The following is a 15,331-nucleotide window of genomic DNA, read 5'->3' on the forward strand; positions in this document are numbered from 1 at the left end:
TCTCCTTTAAGCAGATGTTAGTTTTTTATGGAGGTAAGTTCCGAGTTTGCGCGCTCCAAAGTTAAAGATCAAGATAAAGATCAAAAGAACGGCGGCAGAACCGGCTGAGACTTCGATCGAATCTGGAATGGTTCCTTCACTGTTGACCTTCCAGATATGGACAGCCAAGGTTTCAGCCTGACGGAAGATCGAAATTGGACTGGTCACACTAAAGATATTCCAGTTTGACCAATCAAGGGCTGGAGCCGATTGACCTGCAGTATAGATCAAGGCAGCAGCTTCCCCAAAGATCCGTCCTGAGGCCAAGACAACCCCAGTGATAATACTTGGAAGAGCTTCTGGTACCACGACATGGATCACAGTTTCCCAGCGAGACAAGCCCAGTGCTAGACCTGCTTCGCGCTGCGTATGGTGGACATGCTGCAAGCTATCTTCGATATTGCGGGTCATCTGTGGCAGGTTAAAGACGGTCAAGGCCAAGGCCCCTGAAATGATCGAAAATCCATATTTGAACTGGACAACGAAGACCAGGTAACCAAAGAGACCTACAACAACAGATGGCAAAGAAGACAAGATCTCAATACAGGTACGAACCAAATTGGTCAAGCGACCTTTTTTAGCGTACTCAGAGAGGTAAATCCCAGCTCCAAGAGAAAGTGGGAAGGAAATCACCAAGGTAATGACTAAGAGAAAGAAGGAATTATACAATTGAATTCCGATCCCTCCTCCTGCTTGGTAAGAAGAAGATTTCCCAGTCAAGAAGTGCCAAGATACATGGGGCAAGCCACGGACCAAGATATAAAGGATCAATGAGGCAAGAATCGCAACGATGATCCCGGAAATAGCATACAGCACTCCTGTTGCAATTTTATCCATTCGTTTAGCGTGCATAGTTCTTCTTACCTCTTTCTTTCGTAATCAGTTTAATCACACTGTTAAAGGCAAGACTCATGAGGAGCAATACCAAGGCGAGTGACCAAAGAACATTGTTATTGACCGTACCCATGACGGTATTTCCGATTCCCATGGTCAAAATAGAGGTGAGGGTGGAAGCTGGTGTTGTGAGCGAGGTTGGTACCACTGCCGAGTTTCCGACCACCATCTGGATCGCCAAGGCTTCCCCGAAGGCACGCGCCATTCCAAAGACAACCGCTGTAAAGATTCCTGAGCGGGCTGCCTTGAGCGTGACATGCCAAATCGTTTGCCAGCGTGTCGCCCCCATGGCCATACTAGCTTCCCGGTAATGACGGGGCACAGCTCGGAGGCTATCGGTCGTCATAAAGGTGACAGTTGGCAGGATCATAACAAAGAGGACAAAGACCCCTGAGAGAATCCCAAAACCAGTCCCTCCAAAGAGACTACGCGTAAATGGGACGACCACTTGAAGGCCAATGAATCCATAAACAACTGAAGGAATCCCCACTAGGAGCTCAATGGCTGGTTGCAAGAAACGAGCTCCTTTAGGAGAGACTTCTGTCATGAAAACTGCTGCACCAATGGCAAACGGCGTTGCTAAAAGGGCAGAAAGCAAGGTTACAATAAAGGAACCTAGAATCATTGGTAGGGCTCCGAATTCCTTTGCAGCAGGATTCCAAGAGCTCCCAAATAGAAAACTAAAGATATTGACTTTATTGACAAAGAAAGTCGATAAACCTTTTTGGGCCACGAAAATCAAAATCATGGCAACGACCACGACAATCAAACTCATGCATAGAAAAGTAATGGTTCTGCCAAATTTTTCTAGGCGGGAGTTTTTTGATTTCGTCAGCATTTTTTTTGCTACTTCGTTCATTTTTTACCTAATTCTTTTATTTTTTTGTCACATTCCCTTTTAAATCACGGGTAACTTTCATGTCATTGATCGGGATATAACCCATCTTGCCAACAACTTTTTGCTGAACCTCATCGGTCATCATGTAGTCAATGAATTTTTTAGACAACTCATTAGGTTTTCCCTTAGTATACATGTGTTCGTAAGACCAGATTGGCCAGTTATTGTTGACGACATTGGCTTTAGTTGGTTGATAGCCATTAAGCTTCATGGTTTTAACACTGCTATCCAAGTAGGTAAAGGCTAGATAAGAGATGGCTCCTGGCGTCTGAGAAACGATGTTTTTCACCATTCCATTAGAGTCTTGCTCTTGAGCCTGCTTGGGTTGTTTGCCATCCATAATAATGGCATCAAAGACAGCACGGCTACCAGAACCAACCGCTCGGTTCACAATCGTGATTTCAAGATCTGGACCTCCCAATTGCTTCCAGTTGGTATATTCACCCGTAAAGATCTTTCGCAATTGCTCTGTTGTCAAATTATCTACTGAGATATTTTTATTGGCAATGATGGCTGTCCCTGCTACGGCTACCTGGTGATCGACCAGACTAGAAGCATCAATCCCAGATTTTTCCTCTGCAAAAAGGTCACTATTTCCGATATCAACAGCGCCTGATTGAACTTGTGAAAGTCCTGTACCAGAACCTCCTCCTTGTACATTCACAATCTTACCAGGATGTTCTTCAATGTAGCGATCTACTACTCCTTCAACCAAGGGTTGTAAGGCAGTCGATCCGACAGCAGTGATGGATTCTCCGCGATTGATCCAAGACGCACAAGCAGATAAACTTCCTGCTAATGCGATCGTCGCTAGTCCTAGGATCAGCTTTTTAGACTTTTTCAAATCATGTCTCCTTGATATTTCACTATTTCACTTATGATTTTGACAAGTTTTTTTCAAAAAAACCTGTACTTCCACTATATCATAGAACGGGTTCTTTGCCCAGCATTTTACCTAAAACGAAGCCCCTTTGGATAGAAATTTTTCAGGGTCTGTCCGGTCACTTTGGCAAAGCCCAAACCATTGCCTTCAACCAGGACCTGGTACCATCCATTTGGATGCGTTTCCTTTAATTGAACCGTCTCTCCCGCCACATAATGAACAAAGTCTTCAGGCGTGATCGAAACGGTCTCTTTGACCTCACTCGGTTTTAGAGCAAGGCCAAGGGCAAAACTAGGTTCAAATCGATTTTTCTTGAAGGTGCCTAGATGCAAGCCATTTCGGGCGATTTTTACTTTTCGCAAATCTGGTAAACCAAGTGGAACCAAGTAGAGTTCGTCCCCAAAGGTTTCGAGGACACCTTCTAGAGTGATCTTCAAGTGTTTCTTAGCAAACTCCTGCCACCATTTCTTTTGTTCTGCAGATAATTGGTCCTTTTTGGAAGGGATTTTGGCAGGTCGATTCTCTCCTAGATAACGGAACTTAGCAACAAATTGTCCCTCCCCTTTAAAGAGATGAGGATACATGCGCGCCGTTTCTGGATAGTCAATGCCTTCTGCCATACCATTGATCTTCTCGATCGTTTCCAGCTCCAGATTATAGTTTTCCACAAGCCAGGATACGATCTCTTCATTTTCCTCAGGAGCCCAGGTGCAGGTTGAATACACCAAGGAACCACCTGGAACCAACATCTTGAGGGCATCCTCTAGAATCTCTCTTTGAAGGAGACTGCACTCTCGAGGGTAATCGACAGACCAATAGTCCATGGCATCTGGTTGCTTGCGGAACATCCCCTCACCTGAACAAGGGGCGTCTAGTACAATCAGATCAAAAAAGCCTGAGAAAACCTTTGCTAGACGATCGGCAGACTCATTGGTTACTAGCACATTTCGCGCACCAAAGCGTTCGACATTCTCTACAAGAATTTTCGAGCGGCCCTTGTGGATCTCATTGGAGACCAAGAGTCCCTGATTGTCCAAATAAGACAAGAGTTGGGTGGTCTTTCCCCCAGGAGCTGCGGCCAAGTCTAAGACCTTCATTCCTGGCTTAGGCTGGGCGACTTGGGCCACTATCTGAGCTGCTGGCTCTTGCGAATAGACCAAGCCCGTTGCGTGCTCGATGGATTTTCCTGAGACCTTTCCATAATGTCCCCAAGGGGTATTGGGAATCGGATCATCAAATGCTTTTTGAGTTTCTTTCAAAGGATTAGTCCGAAAGGCCGATACTGCTTCTTGCTCAAAGGTCGCAAAAAAAGCAGCAGCATCCTCACCTAGAAGATGCTGGTATTTTTCTTTAAAACCATTGGGAAAATTCATTTAACTTCTCCCTTTCTTAAGATAGGTTTGAATTTCTGTTAACTTCACTTTTGGAACCATCATAATGGGTTCCACTGACTGGTAATTAGGTTTATCTCCATTTAGATTTAAAACGGTATAGCCCAACTGTTCCCCCATGATCGCAGCTGCGGCATAATCCCAAGGCCAGATATAGCTAAAATAAGCTAGAATCCCACCTGAGAGAATTTTTGAAAAACTAATACCGGCACTTCCGTAGACCCGAATGCCAAGAGAGTCCATACCAAGATCGGCCATGCCCCAGTCATTTTTCTCAAGCATGCCGACATTTGAAGCAATCAAAAGGTTTTCCAGAGGTTGGTCCACAAAGGGCGTCAGTTCAACCTCATTGCGATAAACAGGGAATTCTCCACCCCCGTAAAAAAGGTGATCCCGCATCACATCGTAGATCAGGCCAAACTGACCAATTCCGTCTTCAAAATAGGCCACCATCACCGCAAAATCTTCCTTTTGGGTCACAAAATTATTGGTCCCATCAATAGGATCAATCACCCAAACGGATCCTTCTGAAATCGGGGATCGAAGGCCATCTTCCTCCGCAAAAATCCGATCTTCTGGGTAGCGATTTGTAATTTTTTCAACCAAATCATTTTGAACCTGTTGGTCCATCTGGGTTACTAAATCTGTCGGCCCAGTCTTTTTTGAGATCATCAAGTCATCATGGAGATGAAGACGCAAGTAGTCTCCAGCCTCTAAAACGATTTGTTTAGCAAACTCTAATTTATTCTTCAAGAGAAAACCATCCTTCCTCTTTTTGCTTTGCAGCCTGGGTCGCGCGATAGAGAGAATAACCGCTCACTTCTTCAAACTCTCGTCCGAGACGCTTTTCTTCTCCGATACTAGGTACGACCTTCTTAAAAGCGCGGTAGGCTTCCATGTATTCTTTGGCCTCTACCTTACTTTCATAGGCTTCTTCAACTTTATTGAAAAAAGAAAGCACTGAAGCAAGCTCTTCAGTGCTCCACGATAAGTCCAGTGGGTAACTATAATTTTTTTGCATTCGACATACTTCTTAGTTTATTTCTGCTCTTAGAGTGGCAGAGCGTAACTCTTGTTTTCGATAACTCCGTGGCAAGAAGGCACGAATTTCGTCTTCGTTAAAGCCGATTTGCATGCGCTTGTTATCTAAAATAATCGGTCTCCGTAAGAGACTTGGATTTTCCTCAATCAGATGAATCAAGGCTGAGATCGATAAATCTTCAACATCAACATCTAATTTTTGAAAAATTTTTGAACGAGTTGAAATAATGTCGTCTGTTCCGTTTTCGGTCAAGGCCAATATACTTGTCAACTCCTGTTTGCTCAAAGGACTTGTCATAATATTGTGTTCTTTAAATGGAACATCGTGCTTTTTTAACCAAGCCCGAGCTTTTCGACATGATGTACAACTCGGTGATAAAAATAATGTAATCATGTGGTTCACTTCTTTTTTTATATATAACTATCTGACTCTATTATACAAAAAAAATAGGTGCTTGAAAAGCGCTTTTTTGATTTCTAGACGATTTTTCTGAATTTCAGTGGAAAAAAGAAATCCCTTTCATTTTTCCCAAGAAGAGGCCCGAAAAAAGAGAGTGGGACAGAAATCGGTCATTCGTTAGAATTCGATTTCGTCGTCCCACCTCCGCACAGTTGAGTAGGGCTGTGAAAGCTGATGAAATCAGCGTAGTAGAGCCTACTCAACCACTGCGTCTTGCTCGACAATCCAAAAACAATTGAGAGGCTAGGACTTTTGTCCCAGCCTCTTGGTCCAGTTTCGTGAAACTGCTTCATCTTCTTCTAGTTGAGCCACTAGTTGATCGATCCCATCGAATTTGACCATTTCTCGAATCTTATCCAACCAATGAATGGTCAGGGTATGACCGTAGATATCTCCTGTAAAATCAAAGAGATTGACTTCGAAACGAAGCTCTTTTCCATCAAAGGTGACATTTTTCCCGACAGAAGCCATCCCACGGTAGGTCTGCCCTTTAAAATCGACATCGACTACATAAACCCCATCTGATGGTAGATAGGTCCGATCAATCGGTGCTAGATTGGCAGTAGGATAGCCAATGGTGCGGCCACGCGCATCCCCGTGCACCACGATTCCCCGACTGGATAAAGGGTGACCAAGTAGACGGGCAGCTTCGTGGACGCGTCCTTCTAGGATAGCTTGACGAATGCGGGTCGAACTAATCTTTTCACCCTGATCCAATACAGGGGAAATGACTTCCACTTGACCATCAAAATAATCAGCTAAGTCAGAGGCCGTTTTCTTATCAGAGCCAAAACTATAATCAAATCCAGCAATTAAAACTCGGGCCCTCAAGGCTTTGACAAATTGATCAACAAATTCTTTGGCAGTTTTAGAAGCAAAATCGGTCGTAAAATCAATGAGGAAGAGCTCATCCACACCTAGTTCGTTTAATTTTTGGAACCGATCCTCAGGACTCTGCAAATGAAGCAGTAATTCTGGTTGGTAGCGAACAAAGGCTAACTTAGGAGATTCAGGGAAGGTTAACAAAGCGACCTTCAAGCCTTTTTCATCCGCTATCTGACGCGCCTTTTTAAAGAGTTCTTGATGCCCCAGATGCAGGCCATCAAAGTAGCCCAGAACCAAAACTGTCTCATTCTCCAAATGGATCTGGTTAGCAGTAGTAATCGTACGAATATTCATGAATTTATTGTAACACACTTTCTGTTAGAAAGACTTTTCGAGGTTTGTAAAGTTCTTCTCTTTTTTCTAAAATGGCTACCAATTTTCCTTGGTAAAAAGCAGCTAACTCTTTGGAGTCACTCTCAACTGGAATAAAGCGTCCCACTTGGACTTCGCCAACCTCTTCTACTGTCAGATCTACTTTTTCCAGATCCCCGGTGCCAATTTCAAGTGGATGAAGAAAGCTCAAATCTCCTTGGGCTACTTTTTCAGCCACTTCTTCCAAGGTCAGGGCATCTTCTAGTGACAAACCGGCAGCACTGGTTCGGGTCAGATGAGACATATGGGCTGCGTAGCCCAGTTTTTGACCAAGGTCCACAGACAAGGTCCGGATATAGGTGCCCTTACTGCATTTGACCCGGAAACGAAAACGGGCTAGTCCTTCTTCATAGCTAATCTCACTGGTGCGCGTGAATTCATAAATGGTTACCTGCCGGACAGGCCGTTCCACTTCTTCTCCTGCCCGTGCATACTCATAGAGTTTACGTCCATTGACCTTGACCGCTGAATACATGGGCGGTACCTGCTCAATCTCTCCCACCATCTGGGCAATCATACGATCGACCTCTCCTGCATCTAAAGGGGCTTCCACTGGGGTCCGCTCTACGACTTCCCCACTGGCATCCTCCGTCGTGGTAGAAAATCCCAGAGTGATTTCTCCCTCATAGACCTTGCCTTCATCTTGCATGAATTCGACCATCCGGGTCGCCTTTCCAACTGCAATCGGAAGTACTCCCACCACATCTGGATCCAGCGTTCCCCCATGGCCGATCTTCTTAGTTCCTAAGATTTTTCGCAGTTTAAAGACCACATCATGTGAGGTCATGCCTGCTTCTTTTTTTACATTGATAATTCCGTCCATCTGATTTGCTCTTTCTAACTGTTTGTGTGACCATCCGGGCTACCGACCCTTCATTATACCATGAAACAAAACTTTTTGTCCCTCTTTCCCCCTTCCCATGACCTCCTAAAAAATCCCGTAGCAGATTTCAGACTTTTTAAAACGGGTTTGATACAATAGAAATCGAAAGAAGGTGTAACATATGTTAATGTATGATGTTATTGTGATTGGATTTGGTAAAGCTGGTAAAACACTCGCAGCGAAATTATCAAGCCAAGGAAAAAAAGTTGCTCTGATTGAAAAGAGCAAGTCTATGTACGGTGGTACTTGTATCAATATCGCTTGTATTCCAACCAAGACCTTGATTGTTGCCGCAGAAAAAGGCTTGGATTTTGACCAAGCCATGAATGAGAAAAATGCGGTCACTACTCGTCTCAACGGCAAGAACTACGCAACCATTGCTGGAACCGGCGTAGACATTATCGATGCGACGGCTCGTTTCGTTTCTAACAAGGTCATCGAAATTCAAGCTGGAGATGAAAAGGAAGAATTGACAGCTGAAACCATTATTATTAATACTGGTGCTGTGCCAAATGTCCTTCCGATTCCAGGTTTGGCTGAAAGTAAATTTGCAGTGGATTCAACCGGTATTCAACGTTTGGAAAAACTACCTAAACGCCTGGGCGTCCTTGGTGGTGGACCAATCGGATTGGAATTTGCTCATCTCTATAATACCTTGGGCAGCCAAGTAACGGTGCTGGATGCTTCTGAAACATTTTTGCCACGGATCGAGCCAAGTATTGCAGCTCTTGCAAAAAGCTACCTTGAAGAAGACGGTATTCAATTCTTGCAAGGCGTTCATACCCAAGAAATCAAAGATGGCCAAAACAGCTTAACGGTTGTCACAGATAAGGGAGACTTCGAGTTTGATATCCTTCTCTACGCAACAGGTCGTAAGCCAAACACAGCTGGACTTGGTCTTGAAAACACAGACATCCAAGTCACTGATCGTGGAGCGATCCAAGTCAACCGTCATTTGGAAACCAGCGTCCCTGGTGTCTTTGCAGTTGGGGATGTCAATGGTGGTCCTCAGTTCACTTACATGTCACTCGATGACTTCCGCATTGTCTTCAACTACCTTACAGGCGATGGTAGCTACAATCTCGAAACTCGTAGAAATTATGCGACAACACTCTTTATTGCTCCTCCACTTGCCCAAGTCGGCTTGACCGAGCAAGAAGCACGTGACAAAGGACTTCCAGTTGCTGTTAAAGAATTGCCAGTTGCTGCTATGCCACGCGGTCACGTCAATGCAGACCTTCGAGGTGCCTTCAAAGCCGTTGTCAACTCAGAAACCAAAGAAATCCTTGGAGTGACGCTCTTTGGAGAAGCTGCAGGCGAAATCATCAACCTGATCACCATGGCCATGGACAACAAGATCCCTTATACTTACATCGCAAAACAAATCTTTACTCACCCAACCATGGCAGAAAACCTAAATGATCTCTTTGCGATTTAAATAGAATAAAAAAGCTGGAAAATATTCCAGCTTTTTTTAGTTTAAGAATTCACAGACAGCCTCTTGAAATACTTTATTTTCTTCATAAAGAGCATGCCCAGAATGCTTAAGAATGAGGAGTTGACAACCCGAAATCGCTTTTGCTAGTTCCTTGGATCCGTCCACACCAATCACATCATCTTCAAGCGCACCAAGGACCAAGGTTGGACACTGAATTTCTTTTAAGACCTCAAGGCTATTATGTTCCAGGCAAGACTGAGACTGAATGGCTATTCTATTTTCATCTTTGATTCGCCCCAAGCGACCCATAATATTATAAAGCAACCGCCACTTTTGATAACTCTTTTGCGTGTAAGAATGCTTTGCAATATCCAGCATGAGGTCTCTAAAAGTTCCAGATTGACTAAGCTTTTGCCAATGCTCAATTCGCTCTCTAGCAAGTTGACTAGGTTTTGCAGTAGTCACGGCTAAGATGAGCTTTTGAACCTTTTCAGGGAAATCTACCACCAACCATTGGGCAATCATTCCACCTTGTGAAATCCCCATGACATAGGCTGTATCTATGTTTAGTGTCTCCATTGCTTCTGCTACATCTGCTGCCATATCCCGCGTCGTATAGCCCTGTCTCAACTCATTGATTCGAGAAAAAACATAGATTTTATATCGCTTAGCAAGTAGACGATACGAGAGAGAAAAGAGCTGTGCCTTTCCTTTAACGGTCTGCAATCCATCCCCCAAGCCTGGTATAATTACTAGAGGGTCCTTTCCTTTTCCAAATGTCACATAGTCCATGGTTTTCCCATTCATGGACAAGGTAGCGTTCTTAGCTGAATACAAAGATTATTCTCCTTTCAGAGCATCAAATTTAGCCTTCATGGTTGGATTCTTCCGAGTCAATTTTTTAACGGAAACATCATCCAACTTGTTGTTAGCGAGACGAAGTTGATTTTCTGATGTGGTCAGGAATTTCTTGACTTCTTCCATTCGCTTGATGGCCTTGTCGATTTCATCGATGGCCTTGCCAAAGTTGACTGAAGCTGAGTTGTAGTTCTTAGCAAAGGCAACTTTGAAAGCATCCAGGTCTTCTTCAAAGTGGGTGATGTCGATATTTTGTTCACGAACAAGCGCCAGTTCCTGCTTGTATTTAAGGGAATTGAGGGCCGCATTGCGCAAGAGCCCAATGATCTGGATAAAGAACTGAGGACGGACCACATACATCTTCTCATACTCGTGGCTAACATCGACAATCCCTGTGTTGAAGTAGTCATTATCTGCTTCAAGCATGGTCACTAAAACCGCATATTCACAGTTTTTTTCTCGACGGTCCTTGTCCAACTCTTTGTAGAAATCCGCATTTTTGTGTTTCTTTTCGGTCCCGTCGGCTTCATTCTTCATCTCAAACATAATGGAGATAATCTCCACTCCATTTTCATCACACTCGCGGAAGATAAAGTCGCCTTTAGACCCACGCGCAGAGACCTTGTTGTCCTTTTCAAAATAGGCATTTGGGAAGGCAAAACTGCGAACCTTGTTGAATTCACTTTCCGCATACTGCTCCAGACTTTCACCGATAGCTTTTGTAGATTGTTGGGCCTTGAAATTCTTGTAGAACTCGACCTGTTCATTGGCCGCCTTTAGCTGGGCTTCATAATTTTGTTTAACAGAAGCTAGGGACAGTTCATTTTCCTTCTCTTGAAGGAGCAATTGGTTTTGTACCTGATCACGCTCCTTCTCCAAATTAGAAAGCGTCTTTTGCAGTTGGTTCTCATGCTCCAAGCGCAAGGTGGCCAATTGATTTTCCAGCGCTTGCACTTCTTTTTCTTTCTCTAGCAAGCTTTGGCTAGCGGTTTGCTCCACCTCTTTTTTAGCCAATTCTTTTTCAGTATCAAACTGTTGAATCTGGTTTTGTAACTGGGCAATTTCTTGATCCTTCTTGGCTAACTTCTCTTGTTGCTCATTAAGGGCCTTTTGCTCAGCCAAAGCCAACTCTTGCCGAATTCGCTCATGAATTTCCTTGTCAAACTCTGCTGTCCGTACCTGTGACAAGAGTTCGCTGTATTGACTTTCATTGACTGTAAAGACTTCCCCACAGTTGGGGCACTTGATTTCGTTCATAGCATGCCTCTTTCTCTATTCTTAGTATATTATATCATGCCACCAGTAAAATCAAAACCAGCAAACGAGGCTTGCTCCTACTATTTCCCTAGTTTATGACAGTGAATAGAGTAAATGAGAGAATTTGAGAAAGAAGAACAATGACCATTAAAACTTCCCGCCGTGAGAAAAGCAGGAGAAACAGATTTGTTTCTCCTGCTCGGTAGATTTGAGACGGAAGGCTCAAATCTAAGGTATGGAATCCCAAAGGGAGTCGCTACCGTCCGTCCTCACCTAAGGGAAGTTGATAAAAGGACAAAACCAGCAAGCTAAGCTTACTGGTTTCAGTTTATTTCTTCTCAATTGGCGCGACACTGGCTAAGAGTTTCTTTAGCCCCACTTCTGGGAAGTTGATCTTGAGTTCTTGGGTACTACCACTACCAGAGACTTCTAGGACAGTTCCTTCGCCCCACTTCTTGTGAATGGCAATGTCGCCAATGGCCCATGCGACGCTTTCTTTGGCGCTAGAACGGTTGCTATTGCCAAAGGGGAGACTTGATGATGTGAGAGTACTTGGAGCTGCTTGTCTCTTGCGCTCTTGAAGGGCTTGTGACAGGCTCATGCCTTTTCCAAAGGTCGTTCCGCCTCCATTGCTATACGAAGCCTTAAAGCTAGTGTTGACTGGACGGGCTAATCCTTGGTAGGTCAATAAATCCGAGCTAATTTCATTGATGAAACGCGTTGGCCGGTTGTAGCTGGTCCGTCCAAAGAGCAAACGTGAGTTGGCATTGGTCAAGAAGAGAACCTTCTCTGCCCGCGTGATCCCTACATAAGCCAAGCGCCGTTCTTCCTCCAACTCATCTGGATCCTCTGCCGCACGACTAAGAGGAAAGACATTTTCTTCCATCCCAATCAAGAAGACGACTGGGAACTCCAATCCCTTGGCTGCATGAAGAGTCATCAAGGTCACTTCTGAAGTTTCTTGGGCCCCATCATCTGTATCGGCAATCAAAGCCAAATCGTTCAAGAAACGACTCAAGGTCTCCACACCTGATTCGTCGTCGACGGTCTCTCCATTTTCATCAAAATTCTTGGTAACAGACAGGAACTCTTGGATATTCTCGATGCGGGCCTGACTTTCCAAATTTCCCTGATTGGTTAGGGCTGTCATATAACCTGTCTTGTCAAGGACTTCTTCGACCAACTCTGTAATGGTCAGCTGGTCCAATCTTTCTCTCAAATCAAGAATGAGATTGGCAAAGTCCCAGATGGCTTGGGCTGCCTTTCCTTTGATGCCAGAGAGCATGATATTGGCTGAAGCATCCAGGAGTGAGGACTCTTGCATTTGGGCAAAGTCGCGAATCTTATCCACTGTACCTGGCCCGATTCCCCGCTTGGGTTCATTGATAATGCGCTCAAAACTGATATTGTCACTGAGGTTGGCAATCAAGTTCAGATAAGCAATGACATCCCGAATTTCCTTCCGGCTGTAGAACTTGGTGCCCCCTACCATGGTGTAGGGAATGTTAGACTTGAGTAGCGCTTCTTCAATGGTCCGTGACTGAGCATTGGTCCGGTAGAGAACGGCAAAATCACGGTGTTTGTAGCCAGCTTCGCGACTAAGCTCTTCAATGGTTTTAGCAACAAAGACTGCTTCATCCTGCTCGTCATTAGCCCGATAATAGACAATCTCTTCCCCATCTTCATTTTGTGTCCATAGATTCTTCGGACGGCGGTGGCGATTGTTTTTAATGACATCATTGGCAGCTTGCAGAATGGTTTTAGTGGAACGATAATTTTCCTCCAACAAAACGACCTTGGCTTCAGGATAATCCTTCTCAAAGTCCAGGATATTCTGCATATCTGCTCCACGCCAGCCATAAATAGACTGGTCCGCATCCCCAACGACACAGATATTTTTAAAACGTGAAGCCAAGAGTTTGACCAATTGGTATTGGGCATGGTTGGTATCTTGGTACTCATCCACGTGGATATATTGGAACTTCTGCTGGTAATAGGTCAGCACATCTGGATGCTGGTCAAAAAGACGCAAGGTTAGCATGATCAAATCATCAAAGTCTACCGCTTCTGACTGACGCAGTTCCTTTTGGTAAGCCTCATAACACTTGGCGACGATCTGGGTATACATATCTCCAGCCTGGGCAGCATAGGCCACTTCATCGATCAAGTCATTCTTGGCATTGGAAATGGTCCCCAAAATGGTCCGTTCATTCCATTTCTTAGGATCCAAATTCAAGGACTTCAAAATCCGCTTCATCAAGGTCCGTTGCTCACCTGGATCGACAATGGTAAAATTCCGATTGTAGCCAATGTGATCCGCATCTCGACGGAGGATACGCACACACATGGAGTGGAAGGTGGCAATTAAGCAATCTTGAGTGGCTGAATTCAATTGATAAGCCCGCTCCTTCATCTCCCGAGCGGCTTTATTGGTAAAGGTAATGGCCAAAATATTCCAAGGATTGACCATTTTTTCATCGATCAAGTAAGCGATGCGGTGGGTCAGGACACGTGTCTTACCAGAACCAGCTCCCGCCATGATCAAAAGGGGACCTTCTGTCGTTTGGACCGCCTCTGCCTGGCGATCATTCATACCATTCAATAAAGGATTCATCTCATACTCCTCATTCATTCAATCGTTCTATTATACCACAAAAACCTGCCTAGCTTCTTTTAAAAAAGGACTCATTTGAATTTCCCTTCCAAAAACGATATAATAGTAGCTTAAAGAAAACAGGTTCATATCCGAGGTTGTAGGAGGAAATTTTGGAAAAACCATACAGTAACTTAAAACTGGCCGAACGTGGTGCCGTCATCAGTATTTTAGCCTATTTACTACTTTCTTCAGCAAAATTAGCTACTGGTCATCTGCTTCACTCCTCTAGTTTGGTAGCCGATGGATTTAACAACTTATCAGATATTATCAGCAATGCTGCCCTGCTCATCGGGATTCGTCTCGCTCGCCAACCAGCTGACCGTGATCACAAGTTTGGTCACTGGAAAATTGAGGATCTAGCTAGTCTAGTCACCTCCATCATTATGTTTTATGTCGGTTTTGATGTCTTACGCGATACCCTCCAAAAGATCTTCAGCAATGAAACAGTTAGCATTGATCCACTTGGCGCTGGTGTCGGAGTGGTTTCAGCCCTTGTTATGCTAGGCGTTTATTTCTACAATCTTCGCTTAGCCAAACGAGCCAAATCTAAAGCCTTAAAAGCAGCCGCAAAAGACAATCTTTCAGACGTCGTCACATCTCTTGGAACGTCGATCGCGATCGCTGCTAGTGCTTTTAACTATCCAATTGTCGATAAAATCGTAGCCATCATCATCACCTTCTTTATCCTCAAAACAGCCTACGATATCTTTATGGAATCTTCCTTTAGTCTTTCAGATGGCTTTGACGATAGTCTCCTCGAAGATTACGAAAAAGCTATTTTAAAACTCCCTAAGATTGCGCGTGTGAAATACCAACGCGGACGGACCTACGGAAGCAATATCTATCTGGACGTTGTCTTGGAGATGAATCCCGATCTTTCCGTCTATGAAAGCCATGCGATCACAGAAGAAGTCGAGGATCTCCTGAAAGAAGAATTTGGAGTCTTTGACATTGATGTCCATGTAGAACCTAGCTCAATTCCTGAGGATGAGTTGATCGAAAACGTTGAAAAGAAACTCTTAACCTACGAAAAACGCCTCTATGCTAAGCAAGAGTTTGATACATTGCTAGCGGACAATTATACCTTGATTGACGATACCGGTCACGAACACAACAAGGCAGAATTAATAGAGGCTCTCGCAAGCGACCAAGTTCAATTCCAAAACTTTGAACTGGAGTCCATCAGTCAAAAAACCAAACTCATACGCTATGAACTAGACGGTCAAATCCATACCAGTCTCTGGCGTCGCCACGAAACTTGGCAAAAGATTTTCCATCAAATTACTAATAAAACAGACTAAAAGAGGCTGGGACAAAAGTCCTAGCCTCTCAATTATTTTTGGATTGTCGAGCAAGACGCAGTGGTTGAGTGGGCT

Annotated in this window: 14 protein-coding genes; 2 read left to right on the forward strand and 12 right to left on the reverse strand. The window is 44.2% G+C overall.

What is annotated here, in order from left to right; translation table 11 throughout:
• Positions 1-6: 6 nt before the first annotated feature.
• The 9 genes from pstA to truB form a co-directional block, all read right to left on the reverse strand.
• Entirely contained in the window at positions 7-891 is an 885-nt protein-coding gene (gene pstA, locus H7T92_RS04255) for a phosphate ABC transporter permease PstA (RefSeq protein WP_070666130.1), read from the reverse strand.
• Positions 881-1,792, reverse strand: coding sequence for a phosphate ABC transporter permease subunit PstC (gene pstC, locus H7T92_RS04260; protein ID WP_049483388.1), 912 nt, complete (start codon positions 1,790-1,792; stop codon positions 881-883). Before pstC ends, pstA begins: the two co-directional genes overlap by 11 nt.
• Positions 1,793-1,808: 16 nt before the next feature.
• Positions 1,809-2,675 carry a phosphate ABC transporter substrate-binding protein PstS family protein gene (locus H7T92_RS04265; protein ID WP_049518365.1) on the reverse strand — a complete coding sequence of 289 codons (867 nt, stop codon included), beginning with the start codon at positions 2,673-2,675 and terminating at the stop codon, positions 1,809-1,811.
• 107 nt (positions 2,676-2,782) lie between these two features.
• Complete coding sequence (locus H7T92_RS04270) at positions 2,783-4,087, reverse strand: RsmF rRNA methyltransferase first C-terminal domain-containing protein (protein ID WP_201037170.1); 1,305 nt, start codon at positions 4,085-4,087, stop codon at positions 2,783-2,785.
• The gene (locus tag H7T92_RS04275) at positions 4,088-4,858 is read right to left on the reverse strand and encodes an inositol monophosphatase family protein (protein WP_070660263.1); all 771 of its coding nucleotides are present in this window, start codon (positions 4,856-4,858) and stop codon (positions 4,088-4,090) included.
• Positions 4,848-5,126 (reverse strand): UPF0223 family protein, encoded by a 279-nt coding sequence (locus H7T92_RS04280; RefSeq protein WP_003003480.1) that lies wholly within the window; start codon positions 5,124-5,126, stop codon positions 4,848-4,850. Before H7T92_RS04280 ends, H7T92_RS04275 begins: the two co-directional genes overlap by 11 nt.
• Positions 5,127-5,138: 12 nt before the next feature.
• A complete protein-coding gene (locus tag H7T92_RS04285; protein WP_009732658.1) occupies positions 5,139-5,540 on the reverse strand; it encodes a Spx/MgsR family RNA polymerase-binding regulatory protein in 402 nt (133 codons plus the stop codon).
• Positions 5,541-5,849: 309 nt separating this feature from the next.
• A complete protein-coding gene (locus H7T92_RS04290; protein ID WP_201037171.1) occupies positions 5,850-6,785 on the reverse strand; it encodes a bifunctional riboflavin kinase/FAD synthetase in 936 nt (311 codons plus the stop codon).
• A gap of 4 nt (positions 6,786-6,789) precedes the next feature.
• Positions 6,790-7,686: a tRNA pseudouridine(55) synthase TruB gene (gene truB / locus H7T92_RS04295; protein WP_049491399.1), complete on the reverse strand. Its 897-nt coding sequence runs from the start codon at positions 7,684-7,686 to the stop codon at positions 6,790-6,792.
• A 181-nt stretch (positions 7,687-7,867) separates the two neighbouring features.
• Between truB and H7T92_RS04300 the strand changes: the two genes are divergently transcribed.
• Positions 7,868-9,184, forward strand: coding sequence for an FAD-containing oxidoreductase (locus H7T92_RS04300; protein ID WP_201037172.1), 1,317 nt, complete (start codon positions 7,868-7,870; stop codon positions 9,182-9,184).
• A gap of 36 nt (positions 9,185-9,220) precedes the next feature.
• Here the strand turns inward: H7T92_RS04300 and H7T92_RS04305 are convergent, their stop codons facing one another.
• The 3 genes from H7T92_RS04305 to pcrA all read right to left on the reverse strand — a co-directional run bounded on the left by H7T92_RS04305 (position 9,221) and on the right by pcrA (position 13,913).
• Entirely contained in the window at positions 9,221-10,021 is an 801-nt protein-coding gene (locus tag H7T92_RS04305) for an alpha/beta fold hydrolase (protein ID WP_049472261.1), read from the reverse strand.
• Positions 10,022-10,024: 3 nt separating this feature from the next.
• Entirely contained in the window at positions 10,025-11,299 is a 1,275-nt protein-coding gene (locus H7T92_RS04310) for a DUF2130 domain-containing protein (RefSeq protein ID WP_201037173.1), read from the reverse strand.
• A 328-nt stretch (positions 11,300-11,627) separates the two neighbouring features.
• Positions 11,628-13,913: a DNA helicase PcrA gene (gene pcrA, locus H7T92_RS04315; RefSeq protein WP_201037174.1), complete on the reverse strand. Its 2,286-nt coding sequence runs from the start codon at positions 13,911-13,913 to the stop codon at positions 11,628-11,630.
• 152 nt (positions 13,914-14,065) lie between these two features.
• Between pcrA and H7T92_RS04320 the strand changes: the two genes are divergently transcribed.
• Positions 14,066-15,256 (forward strand): cation diffusion facilitator family transporter, encoded by a 1,191-nt coding sequence (locus tag H7T92_RS04320; RefSeq protein WP_201037175.1) that lies wholly within the window; start codon positions 14,066-14,068, stop codon positions 15,254-15,256.
• Positions 15,257-15,331 lie beyond the last annotated feature (75 nt).

This window comes from Streptococcus parasanguinis (assembly GCF_016648855.1).
Lineage (GTDB): Bacteria > Bacillota > Bacilli > Lactobacillales > Streptococcaceae > Streptococcus > Streptococcus parasanguinis_L.

Bases quoted from the DNA above. Each gene is read 5' to 3' on its own strand.
- H7T92_RS04280 (WP_003003480.1), bottom strand. From the start codon at position 5,126: ATGCAAAAAAATTATAGTTACCCACTGGACTTATCGTGGAGCACTGAA.
- pstC (WP_049483388.1), bottom strand. From the start codon at position 1,792: ATGAACGAAGTAGCAAAAAAAATGCTGACGAAATCAAAAAACTCCCGC.
- H7T92_RS04310 (WP_201037173.1), bottom strand. From the start codon at position 11,299: ATGAACGAAATCAAGTGCCCCAACTGTGGGGAAGTCTTTACAGTCAAT.
- truB (WP_049491399.1), bottom strand. From the start codon at position 7,686: ATGGACGGAATTATCAATGTAAAAAAAGAAGCAGGCATGACCTCACAT.
- pcrA (WP_201037174.1), bottom strand. From the start codon at position 13,913: ATGAATCCTTTATTGAATGGTATGAATGATCGCCAGGCAGAGGCGGTC.
- H7T92_RS04285 (WP_009732658.1), bottom strand. From the start codon at position 5,540: ATGATTACATTATTTTTATCACCGAGTTGTACATCATGTCGAAAAGCT.
- H7T92_RS04290 (WP_201037171.1), bottom strand. From the start codon at position 6,785: ATGAATATTCGTACGATTACTACTGCTAACCAGATCCATTTGGAGAAT.
- H7T92_RS04300 (WP_201037172.1), top strand. From the start codon at position 7,868: ATGTTAATGTATGATGTTATTGTGATTGGATTTGGTAAAGCTGGTAAA.
- pstA (WP_070666130.1), bottom strand. From the start codon at position 891: ATGCACGCTAAACGAATGGATAAAATTGCAACAGGAGTGCTGTATGCT.
- H7T92_RS04270 (WP_201037170.1), bottom strand. From the start codon at position 4,087: ATGAATTTTCCCAATGGTTTTAAAGAAAAATACCAGCATCTTCTAGGT.